Annotated in this window: 14 protein-coding genes; 6 read left to right on the forward strand and 8 right to left on the reverse strand. The window is 52.5% G+C overall.

Annotated features, from left to right (window positions below; all coding sequences use genetic code 11):
- Nucleotides 1-4: 4 nt before the first annotated feature.
- Entirely contained in the window at nt 5-1,354 is a 1,350-nt protein-coding gene (locus tag ACTJKB_RS13220) for a DUF2252 domain-containing protein (protein ID WP_440834515.1), read from the forward strand.
- On the opposite strand, the gene ACTJKB_RS13225 is transcribed toward ACTJKB_RS13220, so the two are convergent.
- Together ACTJKB_RS13225 and ACTJKB_RS13230 are read right to left on the reverse strand one after the other, a co-directional pair.
- A complete protein-coding gene (locus ACTJKB_RS13225; RefSeq protein WP_440834517.1) occupies nt 1,355-3,070 on the reverse strand; it encodes an Imm51 family immunity protein in 1,716 nt (571 codons plus the stop codon).
- Between the two features lie 53 nt (nt 3,071-3,123).
- On the reverse strand, nt 3,124-3,567 hold the full coding sequence (locus ACTJKB_RS13230) for an Lrp/AsnC family transcriptional regulator (RefSeq protein ID WP_440834518.1): 444 nt from the start codon (nt 3,565-3,567) through the stop codon (nt 3,124-3,126).
- Nucleotides 3,568-3,739: 172 nt separating this feature from the next.
- Here ACTJKB_RS13230 and ACTJKB_RS13235 point away from each other — a divergent pair, with 172 nt between their 5' ends.
- Complete coding sequence (locus ACTJKB_RS13235; RefSeq protein ID WP_440834520.1) at nt 3,740-4,915, forward strand: serine hydrolase domain-containing protein; 1,176 nt, start codon at nt 3,740-3,742, stop codon at nt 4,913-4,915.
- Nucleotides 4,916-4,930: 15 nt separating this feature from the next.
- Entirely contained in the window at nt 4,931-6,136 is a 1,206-nt protein-coding gene (locus ACTJKB_RS13240; protein ID WP_440834521.1) for an MFS transporter, read from the forward strand.
- A 227-nt stretch (nt 6,137-6,363) separates the two neighbouring features.
- Here ACTJKB_RS13240 and ACTJKB_RS13245 read toward each other — a convergent pair whose 3' ends face one another.
- Both ACTJKB_RS13245 and ACTJKB_RS13250 read right to left on the reverse strand, forming a co-directional pair.
- Complete coding sequence (locus ACTJKB_RS13245; RefSeq protein ID WP_440834523.1) at nt 6,364-6,756, reverse strand: tetratricopeptide repeat protein; 393 nt, start codon at nt 6,754-6,756, stop codon at nt 6,364-6,366.
- Nucleotides 6,757-6,845: 89 nt separating this feature from the next.
- Complete coding sequence (locus ACTJKB_RS13250) at nt 6,846-8,057, reverse strand: ATP-binding protein (protein ID WP_440834524.1); 1,212 nt, start codon at nt 8,055-8,057, stop codon at nt 6,846-6,848.
- Between the two features lie 313 nt (nt 8,058-8,370).
- Between ACTJKB_RS13250 and ACTJKB_RS13255 the strand changes: the two genes are divergently transcribed.
- The 3 genes from ACTJKB_RS13255 to ACTJKB_RS13265 all read left to right on the forward strand — a co-directional run bounded on the left by ACTJKB_RS13255 (nt 8,371) and on the right by ACTJKB_RS13265 (nt 12,355).
- Nucleotides 8,371-9,138, forward strand: coding sequence for a DODA-type extradiol aromatic ring-opening family dioxygenase (locus tag ACTJKB_RS13255; RefSeq protein ID WP_440834526.1), 768 nt, complete (start codon nt 8,371-8,373; stop codon nt 9,136-9,138).
- 257 nt (nt 9,139-9,395) lie between these two features.
- The gene (locus ACTJKB_RS13260; protein WP_440834527.1) at nt 9,396-11,771 is read left to right on the forward strand and encodes a putative bifunctional diguanylate cyclase/phosphodiesterase; all 2,376 of its coding nucleotides are present in this window, start codon (nt 9,396-9,398) and stop codon (nt 11,769-11,771) included.
- Nucleotides 11,772-11,875: 104 nt separating this feature from the next.
- Nucleotides 11,876-12,355: a hypothetical protein gene (locus ACTJKB_RS13265; RefSeq protein WP_440834528.1), complete on the forward strand. Its 480-nt coding sequence runs from the start codon at nt 11,876-11,878 to the stop codon at nt 12,353-12,355.
- A 26-nt stretch (nt 12,356-12,381) separates the two neighbouring features.
- Here ACTJKB_RS13265 and ACTJKB_RS13270 read toward each other — a convergent pair whose 3' ends face one another.
- The 4 genes from ACTJKB_RS13270 to ACTJKB_RS13285 form a co-directional block, all read right to left on the reverse strand.
- A complete protein-coding gene (locus tag ACTJKB_RS13270; protein WP_440834529.1) occupies nt 12,382-13,509 on the reverse strand; it encodes a GDSL-type esterase/lipase family protein in 1,128 nt (375 codons plus the stop codon).
- 185 nt (nt 13,510-13,694) lie between these two features.
- Nucleotides 13,695-14,588, reverse strand: a complete 894-nt coding sequence (locus tag ACTJKB_RS13275; protein ID WP_440834531.1) for a sugar phosphate isomerase/epimerase family protein — start codon at nt 14,586-14,588, stop codon at nt 13,695-13,697.
- Between the two features lie 33 nt (nt 14,589-14,621).
- Entirely contained in the window at nt 14,622-15,479 is an 858-nt protein-coding gene (locus ACTJKB_RS13280) for a sugar phosphate isomerase/epimerase family protein (RefSeq protein ID WP_440834532.1), read from the reverse strand.
- The gene (locus ACTJKB_RS13285) at nt 15,476-16,528 is read right to left on the reverse strand and encodes a Gfo/Idh/MocA family protein (RefSeq protein ID WP_440834533.1); all 1,053 of its coding nucleotides are present in this window, start codon (nt 16,526-16,528) and stop codon (nt 15,476-15,478) included. The genes ACTJKB_RS13280 and ACTJKB_RS13285 overlap by 4 nt, the downstream gene beginning before the upstream one ends.
- Nucleotides 16,529-16,630 lie beyond the last annotated feature (102 nt).

Raw genomic sequence — 16,630 nt, forward strand, 5'->3', positions numbered from 1 at the left:
TCCCGTGATCGACAAATCTATTACCGAAGGCGTCATCCGCACACGAACCAAGCTCCGTAAGGATCTGCTGATCTCCATCTTTGATGAATTTGACGGCAGCATGATGGGGCTCAGTCCGGAGAAAAGAGCGGAGAAATATCTGAAAATGTCGCAGAACGCTTTCTCCTTTTACCGGGGCAGCGCGTACTTATTCTATTTCGATACAACCCGCCAATACTTCCCTTTCCACACCCCTGAGGACCGGCCAACCTGGATTCAGGGAGACCTGCACTTCGAGAACTTTGGCGCCATCCGCAGCGGAGACGGAAATATGGTCTATGACGTTAATGATTTCGATGAGGGGTATGTCGGCTCGTATCTCTACGATCTCCTGCGTATGGCTGGCAGCATCGCTCTGGTGGGCAGACAGCTGGGACATGGTGAAGCTGAACAGCTCAGCCATATTGAGAGCTTTGTTAAGGCGTATGCCAGACAGATCCGGCGGTTCGCACAGGGCAAGGATAACCCCGCCACTTATATTATGGATGAGGATACCGCCAAAGGTCCGGTGAAGAAGCTCCTCCGCAAGCTGGAGAAACGCAGACAGGCGCATTTTCTGGAAAAGGTTACAGCTCAAATGCAGACGGGCAGAGTGTTTCTGGAGAACTCCGAGCTGGCTGTACCCGGACAAGCCGAACAGACCCTCCTGGAGAGCGCCTGGGCGTTCTATACACAGACCGTTGTTACCCGAAACCTGAATGAGGATCACTACCGGATAAAAGACATTGCCGTCAAGCATGGTTCAGGCACCGCCTCCATCGGGCTGGATCGCTATTATGTATTAATCGAGGGTGGACATGAGCAGGAGGATACGGACGACACCGTGCTTGAGGTAAAAGAAGTGCGTGTGCCGGTTCCGGCTTATTTCATGCCGTATTCCGAGTCTTTTTGGCAGTCCTTTGGGCATCAGGGAAAACGGGTAACGGCGACACAGCAGGCCATGCACCATAAGGCAGATCCGTATCTGGGCTTTCTAACGCTTGCAGGAAGACACTTCTATGTAAGAGAACGGTCGCCGTATAAAAAAAGACTGAAGCTGACCGATATCGCAACTACGGAAGATATGACCCGGGTACTTGAGGTAATGGGTTGCCTGACCGCCAAAATGCATGCCCGGGCCGATGCCGATGTGGACCAGGGCATTCTTCCTTATCATAGCGAGGAGGAAATTGCCAAGGCCATGGGGCAGGACCCGGATGCTTTTGCGCGCTATCTCTCCCGGTGGGCTTACGGATATGCCGATCAGGTGGAGAAAGACTATGGGATATTCACAGAGTGGGTAAAAGAACGATTCCGGGCAGCCGTAGTGGAGTAATCAGTCCAGCTCGGCGCGGGAGAACAGGTCCCGGATCAGTGCCTCATTCTCGCAGGCCTTCTTGAATCCGGCAGCAAAACCAAGAATAGCTTCCCTATTGCCGGAGTAGGCGCAGAACATGTCGGCCTCCGGGTCAAAATGCACAATGCCTGCCAGCTCCGGCATTTGTTCCTCCAGGAAAACCGCCGCAAGGGAGGCCCAATCGTAGCCGTTACCTTCAAAGCCCTCGCCTGCCCGTGTATCAAACAGATCGGCCAAATAGGTACCTACGCTCAGAATAACAGACATGCCGCCATTTTCCTGCTCTACCAGGATGAACGGAGCTACACTGCCGGTTGCAGGCATGGTGACACCGTTCAGCCTGTGCAGCAGGGCCTCCCGGGCTTCTTCCGTGAAGCTGAGCACACCACCACGCTCAACAATACTCCCCTGCCGGACCCGATCGTCCAGCCAATCCGTAATGAAGGACGGCGCGTAACCGCCGGTTCCGAATTCGCCGCCAAAGGCGATCATTTTGGAATAGACCTCCAGGTATTCAGCCTGGTTCGTTTGCGGGTACGACTTGGTATACAGCCAGAACTGCAAGTCGTACATCAAGATAGAACGCTCATCCGCATGGAGAGAGAAATGCCCTTTGTCTTCTACAATCTCCGTACAGATTGAACGGATTATACCCTCTACATTATCGATCTCCGTGACATTGCCGCACAGCTCCGCAAGCAGGGGTGAAAAGGCCCCATGAGCCACCTTCCGCAGATCCTCTGCCTTATCCTCCTCGGACGTATCGAAGACCTCCTCATTCACCAGCCCGCGTACAAAGCTCTCAAAGTCTTTGGCCAGAAAAGTAATTTCATAATCCGCTTCCTGATCCACATGGATCACAGCCGGTTCACCTTCCGGACCAGAGGCCCGGTAATCCAGCATGATCACATCATGTCCTGCGGACGGGCAATCGCCGAATACCACACCAATATCGGGGTAACCCCACTCTTCAATCATGAAGCGGCTGCCGAGTTCCCCGCACAGGGAATAGGTCTTCTCCCGTCCAATGCCCATAATGCCTGTAATCGCCACATGATCTTCCGCCCAAGAGGTCGCTTCCTCTGTAGGGAAGCAGGTATCCCGGGGAATCCCCCCATTCTGCCGCTTCATCATCTCGATATAAAAGGCGGGCAGCTTGTACCCCAGTTCCTGCTCCACCGAGGCAATCAGCTCGTCTGTAGGCGGATCGGATACATAAGATTCTCGGGCATAATCGCTGTCCTCCCAGAAGCCGTCGAAGTCAAAAGGTTCAACAGTGCTACCTTCCGCAGTACCCCCGCCGGCCTGTGCAGCTGCAAAACGCTGCTGCTCCCGTACCTCCCGCTCCGCCGCACGGCGGCTCCAGCCAAGCAGCTGCTGAACCGCCTCATCTCCAGGCTCCAGCTGATCTGCCAGCTCGAATTCACGAACCGCTTGATCGTACTGCTTCAGATAGTAGTAGGCATATCCCGCCCGGTAGTGCCAGATCGGGTCCTTCTCTCCTTGCCCGGCAACACTCAGCAGCTGTTCCAGCGCTTCAGGGTAACGGTCCAGATTGTTCAGCGCCCTGCCCAGTTGACCAATTAAGGTATAGTCTCTGTCCGGTTCGGGAATCTCCATGATGCGGTCTACAATTTTGGCAAATTCATCATCTTCATGCCACTGTACCAGTTGCGCCAGCAACGTCTCTTCCACTATGTATATGCCTCCTCTCGAATCTACTCTTCATTCCCCAGTATGGGCAGGTCCTAAACAGTTCCTTCCAGCAAAGGAATAAGGTACTTATGATCAACGGGCGATGACATTACGATTAGAATTGTATAAGTCCCGTATCTATCGCATTCATTGCCGAACTGCTCCAAGGCTTGCGTGGATTCGGTCATTACTTTTAGCAGATAGTTGTGCTCGCCACTGATCCTGTAACACTCAAGGACCTCAGGGGAGGAGCGGCAGAAATCAACGAAGGCATGGCAATCCCTGGAGTGAAACAGAATGTAAGCAGTAGCCTGTTTCCCAATTTTTTCAGGTGAAATAATAGTCCGGTACTCCTGGATCACCCCGTTTTCCTCCATACGTTTAACTCTTTCCGTCACTGCCGGTTGTGATAGACCCACACATTTCCCGAGTTCTGTCATGGACATTCTCGCCTGGTTTTGAAGATGAAACAGAATCTGCTTGTCTGTATGGTCCATCTCATTCAGCTCCTTTAATTTTAAGGATACATGTGGAAACTGCCTTGTTTTTAACTGCTGAACGGCTGTTATAGCTTAGTTGCCTTATGTTAGCAGGTCAACTAATTTTATATAATATACTTACAATAGTAAAGCGATTTTAGCTTTAACTATAGCGAAAGGATGACTAAGTATGCAGGATTCAAATCTCATGAACCCGGAGCATCTACCGGAGCGCATCGATAACGTACTAGACCAGACATTAGCCGACAAGCGTCTGGCGGGGGCTGTCATCAAGGTAGCGTTAGATGGGAGGCTCATATATAGCCGTGCTGCCGGTTTTGCGAACCGCGAGCTGAACCAGCCTATGCGGGAGGACGCCTTGTTCCGGCTCGCATCGGTTTCCAAGCCTATCACTTCTGCGGCTGCTCTGGTTCTGGTGGCGCAAGGCCGCCTGAAACTGGATGACCGCGTGGACCGCTGGCTTCCGTATTTTCAGCCACGACTGGAGAACGGTAAGCCCGCAGCAATAACAGTAAGGCACTTAATGACGCACACCGCTGGATTGACCTACCGCTTCTTTCAGGAAGAGGGCGGTTCCTATGAGCAGGCTGGTGTATCTGATGGCATGGATCAGACTACCATTACGCTCGAAGAGAACCTACGGCGTATTGCCTCTGTCCCGCTCCTCTATCCCCCAGGCACCATGTGGAGATATTCTATCGCAACAGATGTGCTAGGGGCCGTGATTGAAAAAGTCACAGACACCACACTCAGCGAAGCCATAGATTCACTTGTGACCCATCCGCTAGGTATGAAGGACACCGGGTTCGTTGCAGCCGACCCGCAGCGGCTGGCCGCTGCTTACGCCGATGATGTTCCCGGGCTGCGTCCTTTGCACAATCCCGACAGCCTTGCTTTTGTGGAAGGTACGGCAGGCTTCCGCCTCGCCCCTGAACGGGCGCTCGACCCTGCCGCTTATCCTTCCGGAGGAGCTGGCATGGTCGGCAGCACCGGAGACTTTCTGCAGCTGCTGGAAACCCTGCGCAAAGGGGGAGCACCTCTGCTGCCGGAATCCCTGGTTCGGGAAATGACCACCAATCAGATTGGTGATCTGCACATGCCCTTCTGGCCAGGGCGGGGCTTTGGCCTGGGCATCACGGTGCTTAAAGATCCTCTTGCCGCAGACACTGCGGAATCCCCTGGTACATGGCGCATGGGCGGTACCTATGGTCATTCGTGGTTCGTTGATCCCAAGCAGCGGCTAAGCGTGGCTGCTTTCACCAATACCGCACTGGAGGGCATGTCGGGTCCGTTTACGGTAGACCTGTGCAATGCCGTCTACGGCAGATTGAATCATGAATCATAAGGAAGGAGGTTCGAAATGAGCAGCAGCACAGCTTATTCTTCACAGCAAATCTCCAGCGCTTCTGCTTCCGGACGCCTTCCCTGGGCCGGATTGCTTGCCCTGGCTATGACCGGGTTTATCTGTATCCTTACCGAGACAATTCCCGCCGGATTACTGCTCCAGATCAGTAAGGGACTTGGAGTGACAGAGGCCATGGCGGGTCAGCTCGTTACCCTGTATGCCCTAGGTTCGCTACTTGCCGCAATTCCTTTGACCACCGCAACACGCGGGTGGAGACGGCGTCCCTTGCTGCTGATATGCATTCTTGGTTTTCTTGTATTTAACACCATCACTGCTTTCTCTTCAAGCTATCCCCTAACGCTTGCGGCCCGGTTCCTCGCGGGTGTATCAGCCGGTGTCCTATGGGGCATGATCGCAGGCTATGCCCGGCGCATGGTACCGGAGCCGCTTAAGGGAAGGGCTATGGCCGTTGCCATGGCAGGAACGCCACTTGCTCTTGCGCTCGGTGTCCCTGCCGGAACCTTGCTCGGGGACCTTGCGGGCTGGCGCAATGTCTTCGGCATCCTGTCGCTGCTCGCGCTGCTGCTGACCATTTGGGTGCTCTGGAAGCTGCCGGACTCTCCGGGAGAGTCCGCAGACAAGCGGCTCCCTCTCCACAAGGTCTTCACTACTCCCGGAGTGCGCCCCATATTGTTTGTCGTACTAGCCTGGGTACTGGCCCACAACATCCTGTATACCTACATTGCACCGTACCTTACTCAGACCGGGCTTGCCGGGCGCGTGGACGTGGTGCTTCTCATCTTCGGTGTTACAGCACTGCTTGGCATCTGGCTGACCGGAGTCTGGATTGACCGACACCTGAGACTGCTTGTTCTGATCAGCCTCGCTGCATTCGCCTTGGCAGCTATCCTGCTGGGCATAGGCAGCAGCCAGCCTTTTGTGATCTATCTGGCGGCTACCATGTGGGGTTTAACGTTCGGGGGAGCGGCGACGCTGCTGCAGACAGCAATTGCCGTAGCAGGCGGAGAGAGCGCAGATGTAGCCCAATCGATGCTGGTGACCGCATGGAATCTCGCCATCGGCGGCGGGGGTGTGGCCGGCGGGATTCTTCTCGAAACAACGGGTGTTGTTTCTTTCCCGTGGGCGTTGTGCGTCCTGCTGGCCTTTGCGTTTGTGACAGTCTGGCGCAACAAAGCACGCGGATTTCCTGCTGGAAGGTGAAAGATACAGCAAAGGGGCGTCCCATCGAGGACAGCCCCTTGTTGGTTTCCTAGCATGGCCGGTCTTAAGCCCGCCGGGGCGCAAAGGTGCAGAATGAGAAGTACTTTTACCTCTCATTCCACCAAATAGCTCAAATCTGGCAAACTCAGAGGTACTTATACCTCTCATTCCACCAAGTCGGCAACCTCGGGCATTCATCTTAGGCCTAATGACTTCCTCTCAAGTCTTCATTCATCATCTTCGTCAGAATCCTTATCCGCCGGGGCTTCAGCCGCTTCCTTACGGCTCCATTCCAGGAACTGAACCGTATCTTCATCTTCAGGGTCCAGCTTGTGCGCAACCTCAAATTCCCGGATCGCATCCTTCAGCTGGTCCAGATAATAGTGGGCGTACCCCACACGGAAATGCCACAACGGGTCCTTCTTGCCCTGGTCGGCCGTCTTCATGAACCATTTCAGCGCTTCTTTATACCGCCCCAGATTGTTCAGCGCTCTCCCCAAATGGGTAGCCAGCTCATCATCAATAAGTATCGTCGGCGTTTCTTTGATCCGGTCTACGATTTCCTGGTATTTGTCCTCCTCATGCCACTTATTTAATTGTGCGATCAATTCTTGTCTCATTCCTTCTGCCTCCTGGTTACGATTTCCTGAGAATTCTATCTTCAATAAATACTTTATCATTTTTGAACAGGGGTCTGCCACAGAGCCTTTTAGGTAGGGATGGTGATGAGGAAGGTTGTACCCCTGCCCTTTTCACTTTCCACCTCAATGTTCCCCTTAACCTTATTGATCGTGCTGTAGGCCATCAGCATCCCGAGTCCGGTTCCTTCTTCTTTGGTGGAGTAATACGGCTTGCCCAGGCGTGAGATTTCTTCCTTCGTCATGCCGATGCCGGTGTCCCGGATCGTGATCAGAATGTTTTGCTTTTTCTCCGAGATATCGATGGTGAGGATGCCCCCGTCCTTATCTCTCATTGCTTCAATCCCGTTTTTGTAGAGGTTGATCAGGCATTGCTGGATTTGGTTCTTGTCATAGCTTTTATTGAGCGTGTTGTCGAAGCTGAACTTGACCTCCACCTTGTGGATGGACGCAAAGGGCATAATGATGTTCTTGGTGTACTCTGCTTCCGCCTGCATATTGGAGAACACCATATTATCGGATTGCGGCTTGGCAAAAGAGAGATAATCGCTAACGATCTTCTCTGCACGGTTCAGCTCCAGCAACGACAATTGTACATATTCTTTTTCCTCGGGCGTAATGGAAGTTGATTTATTGAGCAGCTGCAAAAAACCGCTGGTCACCGTGAGCGGATTTCGGATTTCATGGGATACACTGGCCGCCAGCTCACTGACTACATTCAGGCGCTCCGACTGGAGAATCCGGTCACGGTTCTTGATATTGGTGATAATCTGCTCGATCAAAATCATGATGATGCTCATCACTACGGCATGTGTCGTCAAGGCATAGACCGTGAGCGTCCAAAATTGCTTGTCCAACTTCCCCGTCATCGTCCCCAGAATCATCAGGTAGATTCCCATGGTTAACGTAGCAATAGCTGCTGCCCAGAAGATGCGGCGGTTGGAAGAGCGCTTGATGAAGCGTTTGCTAAAGTAAGGCACCAGCAGCAGCACCGCCGTTGAGAACAGGAAGGAGGGGAGCGTGCCCGCACCTCCTACATAGAAACGGTAAATATTCATGATTACATATAACGGAATGACGTTCCGGTATCCTCCAAAAAGCGCCACAAGTATAAACGAGATATATCTGAGATCATAAATATACCCCATTTCAAGCCGAATAGGCTTGGCAATACACAGAACCATCGTCACGGCGGACATCAGAACAAGCAGCTTATTATTATAGGGGTACACTCTATTTTCAAAGAAAATCACTACGATCAAGACCGGAAACAATAAAAACAAGAAATTTAAAAGTAAGGTTTCGAACAAGGCTAACTTCCTCTCAGCTAGTGGTTCTAGTGTGCTTATTTCTATTATAAGGAAACTTTAGGGAATTCCCTATACAATTCTCGCGCAATCCATCTATCCCTATGTAATATGATTATATACAGAAAAAAAAACAAAAGATGGACACTTTCTTAATAAGTTGCCATTTTTTGACCGCTTCAGCACTCATCCCAATAAATAACTTTACGAAATCTAATATACAATATATACTTAATAACATATTGTAAGTATTATATGAACCTATTTGATAATAAAAGGAGCGTTTACGATGATTGCCCCCCTCTTTGTTGGTCACGGATCTCCCTTGATGGCGATACAGAATACCCCATGTACAGATTTCCTGCTCTCCTACGGACAGCAGCTTAAGCCTAAGGCTATTGTCATCTTTACAGCTCACTGGGAAACCGAGGTGCTGACCGTCTCCTCCACGGATGATGTGTATGACATGGTTTATGATTTTGGCGGCTTTCCCGCCCAGATGTACCAAATCAAATATCCCGCCAAAGGCTCCTCTGCGCTGGCAGCATCCCTGGCGGACCGCTTCAGAGCCAAGGATATTCCTGTTCAGTTCGATACGAAGCGTGGGCTCGATCACGGGTCCTGGGTCCCTCTCCTGCGGATGTTCCCGGTTCCTGTCTGTCCGGTCATTCAAATCTCCGTCAATCCGTATTTGCCACCGGCGGAGCAGTACAGGATTGGTGAAGCGCTGCGCGGTCTGGATGAGGAAGACATCCTGATTATGGGCAGCGGGGCTACGGTTCATAATTTCCGTACCATGAACCCGGACGCCATGGCTCCTGACCCTAAGGCTGTTGCCTTCGACGATTGGCTGATTGAACATATGCTCAAGCATGACTTGAATGCTCTATTCAGCTACGAAGCGCAGGCACCGTATGCCAAGCTGGCTGTACCCCGGCCCGAGCACTTCATTCCGCTGTACATCACTATGGGAAGCGGCAATCCCGCCCGGACGCCTCAAGAAGTCCACCGAAGCTACGAAATGGGGTCGCTCAGCTACCTCTCGGTTACTTTTTAACCCTTACTCACTGCTCAGACCGTAAGGCTAACCCATACGTACACGCATATAAAAAGACCTCCGATCCTACATTTACTGTGGATTGGAGGTTTTTTGTCATGATTTTTTCGTATTTTTATCATAAAAGGAGTTTAATCGTCTAATTTATTGTTTATATACGATAAATGTCCTATGAAAAAAGGCCTACATATTTTACCTTTTATATATTATCTACATAACGAAAGAGGTACACGATGTTATACTTGCAACCCTTGAATATGAACTGGCTGCAATTGGCTCTGGCCCTGCTGGCAAGCCTTGCGTCCTGCACTCTCATTGTCTTCGGAACAGCCCCCTTCCATGCTGACGGCCAAGGCCGGGGGAAACGTTTCACACGAATGAAGGTGATGATCCTGGGCACCACTGCTTTTAGTGTCTCCCACATCCTGGTGCCTTTGTCGCTTAACCTTCCCCCGGCTCCGAAATATTACATACTGCATCTCTTGTTCACTCTCGGCGGCTGCTGGGCTGCTACTTATTTTGGCATCCGGTATTCCAGCATGCCCCGCAGCCATACAGGACGTCACTTCAGAATCAGTCTGGTGACCGCCGGCACCATTCTGGTGTTCGATTACCTGAATATCATCTTTCTGTTCCGTGAGTTTCTGGTCTGGAAGCCCGCACTTGTCTTCATGACGGCAGCTTCCGCCCTCAGTCTGTGCCTCGCCATTCTGCGGGTCCTGGTGATCTCGAACCGCAACCGAGAGCATCAACTATATTCCAAGGCTACGGTTCCAGGCATCTTCCTTAGTGCAATAGGGCTGCTGATGATTCCGCTGCTCTGCGCCTTCTCGGTGATGCCGGTCGAGGATGCCGATCCGGGAAGCTATTTGCATCTGCTGCCTTATATCTTGACGCTGTTTATCTGTACAGGCCTGTATATCATCCCGGACGCCTATAGAGACACCCGCCAGGAATATCAGAACCGCAGAATTATGGAGACAGAACAACATTATATGTCACTCTTTGAATACAATCCGGACAGTGTGCTGGCGTTCGATGCCCAGGGTATTGTCACCGGTCTGAACCGTCAGGCTGAGCTGCTCGCCCAGCAGCTAGACCAGGAGCTGGTCGGACGGCACTTCTCGGATCTTTTTGAGGGAGCGTACCATTCACTGGCCCAGCACCATTACCGGCATGTTCTACGCGGCAAATCCAGTACCATCGAGCTGCAGCTGCGGAACTCCGGTGGTACTATGCTGGCCTTCTGGCTCACTTCGCTTCCGATTGTGGTCGAAGACGTCCCCGTGGGCATTTACAGCATTATTAAGGACATCACCAAGAATAAGAAAGATCAGGAAACCATCCGCCATCTGGCCTATCAAGATGAGCTGACCGGGCTTGCCAACCGCCGTTCTTTTCACAATCTGCTGCTTGAGCATACAGAGCAGACCGGCCTCCCTGCTTACCCGTTCACACTGTTCTTTATTGATCTGGACCGCTTCAAACGGATCAACGATTTATTCGGTCATTCCTTCGGTGACAAGGTCATCCAGCAGGCTGCAGGCAAGCTGAAGAACTGTGTTCCCTCCTCCTGCAGCATTGCACGGATGGGCGGGGACGAATTCATAGTGCTGGTTCCCCATCTGCGTACGCGTCCGGAGATGGAAGCCCTGGCAGCCACCATCGTGGGTGAATTTGCACATCCGTTTGAAGTGGGTAACCATACTGTGAAATTGTCCGCTTCTGTAGGGATCGCCTGCTTTCCGGAGGATGGGCTTGATGCTGACTCCCTGGTGAAGCACGCCGATACTGCGATGTATAATGCCAAAGAGAATGGCAGCTCCCAGTATCAGTTCTACGATGCGGAACGCGACCAGACCAGTCTGGAACGGATTATTCTGGAGAATGATCTGGAGCAGTCGCTGGACAATGATCAGATCCGGCTGTTCTATCAGCCCAAAATTGATATCCGCAGCGGCGAAATCGTCGGCCTTGAAGCATTAGTTCGCTGGGAGCACCCCATTCTGGGCATGATTCCTCCTCTGGACTTCATTCCGCTGGCAGAGAAATCCGGCTTCATTATTCCGCTGGAGCAATGGGTGCTAAGAACGGCCTGTACCCAGGTGAAAAAGTGGGAGCGTGAGGGCCGCCAGGTCGTTCCCGTTGCCGTCAATGTCTCGCAGATTCATCTGATGAAGCCGGATATTTTTCAGACAATTATGAGTACCATCCGTGAACTTGATTTCGACACCCAGCTGCTGGAGCTTGAGATTACAGAAAGTGCGATGATGCACAACGAAGAGCATGTAATCAGTATCCTGAATGATCTGCAGGGAGCCGGAATTTCTGTGTCCATGGATGATTTTGGGACAGGCTACAGCTCGCTCAGCTATTTGCAGAGCCTTCCTATTGGCTGCCTGAAGATTGACCGTTCCTTTGTCCGCAAAATCACGACTGACACCGACAGCCGGGCCATCGCCGAGATGATTATCTCCATGGCCAAGCAGCTCGGACTGACCATCGTCGCTGAAGGCGTAGAAACGGTAGAGCAAGTCGCACTGCTCAAGGAGATCCAGTGTTACAACGCACAAGGCTTCTACTACAGCAAGCCGGTGAGTGCGGATGAGATTGAGGGCCAATACCTGGGGTAATTTCCCTTGATTACGGGTAATCACTTATAAGAGAGCCTGTGAGCGCAGCCTGCTCCCGGGCTGCGCTGAATAATGGCTGCACTCGTTATTAAGGAGAGATGCAGATGGGCATTACCGGTGTGTACTACATGGAAAAAGGTAATTTGGAGGATATCCTGGCAGGCCATGTGCAGGAAGCCGCACTCGATATTGACAAAACCTGGAGCCTGATTGCAGGCATGTTCCCGGATGTTCCACTCGTTCCTATCCAGGAACAGTACAAGGTTGACAGCAACGTTACGGAGTATGGCTCTTTCTATTTGCCTGCGGGGAAGGTTGCCCAAATCGCATTACAGATACCCGGGCTTAGGCAGCCTAAACGGGTGGACGAACGGATTGATTTCGAGAAGTGGACCCGTATCCACAACATGGATCTGGATTCCCTTGATGAACAGGCGCTGATCCTGCTGGCCTTTCCAATGAGAGATGATGAGACCTATGAAGAGCTCGTCGACGGGTATCTGCTGCCGCATTTGCAGTCTTTGTTCGATCTGTTTGAAGAAGCGGCGCGGCAGCAGTCCGGTCTGGTGTTCAACATCGTCTAAGCCTTAGAGGCTCCATTTAGCGGGACCTATCCCGGCAAAATCTCATTCAGATATCCAGTCAACGCTTGGGCTGCCCGTTCATGGGCCAATACACCGGGATGGGTTCTGGCCCCTACACTTTCAGCTGTTGTATTCGGAAGCTGGAATACCGACACCCGTCTGTCGCCTGTCTTCCTCATATAGCTGCTGACCGCACGGTGGATCGACGGCATCATCGGTATGCCCAGCATGCCGTAGGCCCATACGATGTGGGCCTTTTTATTATTCTTCCGAAGTGTACCCAGAAAACGTTCAACCGCCGCCTCAAAGGCCGCCAGGTCCTCTTCGTTATACGTTCCGTCTTCATGGAGCCGTTGCTTATGCGTTTCCCCGGTCGCCTCATCCCTCCATGCCGGAGATTGGAATGCGCCGCCATCATTGGTGCCCAGATTCACCACCACCACGTCCGGCTGCCAGTCCTCAAAAGTGTTCGCTGTATGTACCCCTAAAGCTTCATTCCTCTCACCCGTCAGCATACCGCATACCTGCTCATAATACCGGGGAATATTGCAATACGGATTGTTATCCCAGCTTGTGAACACACCCCAACCACTCTGGGATATCACCCGGTAATCGGCATTCAGCGCTTCTGCTGTCATTGCCGTGTAGTTGTAGGTGGCGCTGAACCAGGCAGGAATCCAGTCTTCCTCCGCCTTGGCGCCTACCGTCCCTTCTCCAGAAGTAATACTGTCACCGATAAACTCCATCTTATAGGGCTTGTCTGCAACCGGCAGAAATTCCCCATCCCCCTTCACCGCATGGAACTGCAGCAGGCACGCGGGATCTTCGCTCATCGCCTGGACCTCTTTGACCACCCGCACATTTTTGATAGCGTTCTCATTCATACCTCTAAATACACAAATCCAGTACCGGCCTGCGGTCAGCATTTGTCTGCTTACAGGGACCGAATTGATCAGAATGCTGATCCACGGCTCATACACCTCATAATCTGCCTCAACCTCAATCCACAGCTCTGAGCCCTGTACATTGAATTCAACAGCACTCCCCGTCCAAAACAGGGTTAACGGAGCAAGTGCTCCAGTGGTTCTTCCATGGACTTTGACATGCGCTACAGCAGACAGCGGCTGTGTCTTTAAACGTTCTTGTGTGGTCATTGGTTGTCCTCCCAAAAATTCCTTCTCTCTTGGATTATAGCAATTTCATTCGGATATCATGAAGATTATTTCCAAACAAAAACGGCTGCGCCTCCTTCACAAGAAAGGGCAGCCGTTTCTATGTTCACCCGGACTTCAAGATTTCCAATACAGTAAATCAGCCTAGTCCGCCGCTTTGCCCGCGCCTATGCCCGGAACCTCTTCAAAAACTCAACAGCCAGTCGGATATCCGCCTCCGGATTGCTGCCGACTTCGCGCTCAATCGTCAGATACCCTTGGTAGCCGATATCGTTCAGCGCCTGAAGATAACCGTTCCAGTTGACACTTCCCGCTCCCAGCGGCACTTCGCGGAACGCCGAACCGGACTCTGCCATCTCCGCGATTTTCTCATGGTCCAGCTCCGGTGCTTCATAGCCGTACTCTCCGTATACATCGCGCGGATCGATATTAGTCAGCTTGACGCCATCCTTCGCATGGGTGTGCACAATGTAGTCTTTCAGGGTATGAACGCCCTGCACCGGATCATCTCCGGTCACCATCACCATATTGGCAGGGTCAAAGTTGACCGACACCCCTTTGGAACCCAGCCCGTCCAGGAACATTTTCAGATGAGTGGCAGTCTCCGGCCCGGTTTCGATCGCGAAGTACGCATTCATCTCATGCGCATACCGGCTTAGCTCCTCACAGGCTGTGTGCATCGTCTCATAGATTTGACTGTCCTTGTTCGGAGGAACGATCCCGATATGCGTGGTCACGATGTCTGTGCCCAGTTCCTTGGCCAGCTCCATGATACGCTTCGACTTGTCGATTTTGGCGCGGTTCTGTGCAGGGTCCTGGAAGCCGTGCCCTCCCAGATCGCCGACAAGAGCCGAGATTTCGAGCCCGAGCGAAGCGATATATTCCTTCCATTCACGGCGGGCAGCCGGAGACAGATTAGCAGGATCGAATTCACCCTGTACCGCATAGATCTGCACCCCGTCAGCGCCTGCTTCCTTTGCCTTGCGCAAGCCCTCCTTCACCCCAACCTGAAAGCTGTCTACGATCACGCCGATTTTATTGCTTATGACAGGTGTAGCCATGGCGGTAATCCTCCTCATATTCAAGTGATTTGATTAGATCGCATTCCATGTCCGCTTGACGTATTCCAGGCCCAGCCTTGTTCCCTTGCGGCATTCTTCCGAACCCTCGAATTCAATGGAAATATAGCCGGCATAACCACTCTCCTTCACCAGCCTGAGCACACGCGGCATGTCGATGTCGCCCTGGCCCACGATCGCGCCCCTGAGCCAATTCCCGCCGGAAGACTGGAACCACTCTTCTCCGGGATGCCGGTCCTGCGGACGGACATAGAAATCCTTGAGGTGAACCATGGAGGCAATCTTGAGGTTGCCGGCCACAGCGGTAAGCGGGTTCTCATCGACGCACAGGAAGTTGCCAACGTCCAGTGTCGTGCGGAAGTTCTCCCGGTCCACAGCGCTTACCAATGCCTGTACCCGGTCACTGTGCTGAATGAAGTATCCGTGATTCTCTACACTCGTTGTGATGCCGAAGCCGGATGCATAATCGGCAATTTCACGGCATGCGTCAGCCAGCTGCGGCAGCTCCTCCAGAAAATGGACAATGGACAGATCAGGTGACGAGGCCACATCATGCCGCATCCGCTGAATGCCAAGTGCCGCACACACCTCCACTTCCCGCTTTACCCGCTCCATTTCCTTCCGCCGCATCTCTGTCTCCAGTCCGGCAAAATTCGCACCGATCGCATAATTGGACAACTCAAGGCCACGGTCCGCTGCAGTCTTCAGAATCACATCCTTAAGCTCCGGATTGTCGATCAGATTGAAGCCTAAGGGTACAATCTCTGCATGTTCGGCCCCCAGGTCGGCGATCGTCTCCAGGACGCCCTTCAGTGTCAGCTCTCCGGCGGCAAACGCCGCGTGCAGACTGTAGGTGCTGATTCCTAGCTTCATAATTTCACCTCTTCGCCTTTGGCTGCGGATTCGTAGATCCCGCCAAGTATCTTCATGATTTCCACCCCGTCCTGCACAGGGCTCAGCGGCTCCGAGCCGCTGCCTACACAGTTGGTGAAATGATCAATTTCATACTGGAACGCACTGTTAAAATCGAATCCTGCATGATCCGTCTGCGGATAGATATTGACGATGGTATTGGCCTCTTCACGGACAATCACCGTTTCGGGATCGATTTCAAAGCCGCCATTCTCCCCATACAGGCGCACAGACCGTTCATCTTCCTTGGCATGCAGTGTGAAGCTGACATCCACTAACAGCGAGGCTCCGTTCTCAAACCGGATCAACGCATTCGCCAGATCCTCCACCGTATTATTCGCCGCATCGTAGTCGGCAGCTTTATAGAAAGAGAGATGTTCCACGTGGGCGCGGTTACCCAGCTTCCTGTAGGTATTGGCACTGACTGATACTGGTTTCGGACGGCCCATCAAGTACCAGCACAGATCGATGACATGGACCCCGATATCGATCAGCGGTCCACCGCCGGAGCGTTCGATGTCAGCGAACCAGCCGCCGGGATTGCCAAGCCGCCGTAACGTCGTCGCCTTCGCATAGTAGATCTCACCGAACTCCCCTGCTTCCACCAGCTTCTGAAGCAGCTGGACGTTGGCATCGTAACGCCGCACGAAGCCCACTTGCAAAATCTTGCCGCTTTCTTCCACTGCCTGCTGAACCTGTACCGCTTCTTCCAGCGTACGGCAGAGCGGCTTCTCCACCAGCACATGCTTGCCGGCTTGCAGCGCCGCAATGCTGATCTCGGCATGGGAGTTGTTCCAAGTACAGATACTGACCGCATCGACGCCGGGATCAGCCAGCAGCGCGCGGTAATCCGTGTACACCTTCTCCGCACCATACTCAGCAGCAGCCGCCCTTGCACGCTCTTCATTCAGGTCGCACACCGCATACACAGCGGTCTGCGGATTCTTCCGGTAGGCATTCAGATGCATACCTGAGATGGAGCCTGTTCCAATTACGCCAACCCTGATCATATCTACGAACCTTCTCTCCATTATTTGCATACGTTCTGATTCGTATTATAATGATTTCAATCATGAAGACCATGCAGCGCCTTGCGGTCTTATTTGTACAAT

The organism is Paenibacillus sp. 22594 (genome assembly GCF_052044425.1).
Taxonomy (GTDB): Bacteria; Bacillota; Bacilli; order Paenibacillales; family Paenibacillaceae; genus Paenibacillus_AQ.

Coding starts and splice junctions, on each gene's coding strand:
- ACTJKB_RS13230 (WP_440834518.1), bottom strand. CDS start 3,567: ATGGACCATACAGACAAGCAGATTCTGTTTCATCTTCAAAACCAGGCG.
- ACTJKB_RS13235 (WP_440834520.1), top strand. CDS start 3,740: ATGCAGGATTCAAATCTCATGAACCCGGAGCATCTACCGGAGCGCATC.
- ACTJKB_RS13240 (WP_440834521.1), top strand. CDS start 4,931: ATGAGCAGCAGCACAGCTTATTCTTCACAGCAAATCTCCAGCGCTTCT.
- ACTJKB_RS13245 (WP_440834523.1), bottom strand. CDS start 6,756: ATGAGACAAGAATTGATCGCACAATTAAATAAGTGGCATGAGGAGGAC.
- ACTJKB_RS13255 (WP_440834526.1), top strand. CDS start 8,371: ATGATTGCCCCCCTCTTTGTTGGTCACGGATCTCCCTTGATGGCGATA.
- ACTJKB_RS13260 (WP_440834527.1), top strand. CDS start 9,396: ATGAACTGGCTGCAATTGGCTCTGGCCCTGCTGGCAAGCCTTGCGTCC.
- ACTJKB_RS13265 (WP_440834528.1), top strand. CDS start 11,876: ATGGGCATTACCGGTGTGTACTACATGGAAAAAGGTAATTTGGAGGAT.
- ACTJKB_RS13270 (WP_440834529.1), bottom strand. CDS start 13,509: ATGACCACACAAGAACGTTTAAAGACACAGCCGCTGTCTGCTGTAGCG.
- ACTJKB_RS13275 (WP_440834531.1), bottom strand. CDS start 14,588: ATGGCTACACCTGTCATAAGCAATAAAATCGGCGTGATCGTAGACAGC.
- ACTJKB_RS13280 (WP_440834532.1), bottom strand. CDS start 15,479: ATGAAGCTAGGAATCAGCACCTACAGTCTGCACGCGGCGTTTGCCGCC.
- ACTJKB_RS13285 (WP_440834533.1), bottom strand. CDS start 16,528: ATGATCAGGGTTGGCGTAATTGGAACAGGCTCCATCTCAGGTATGCAT.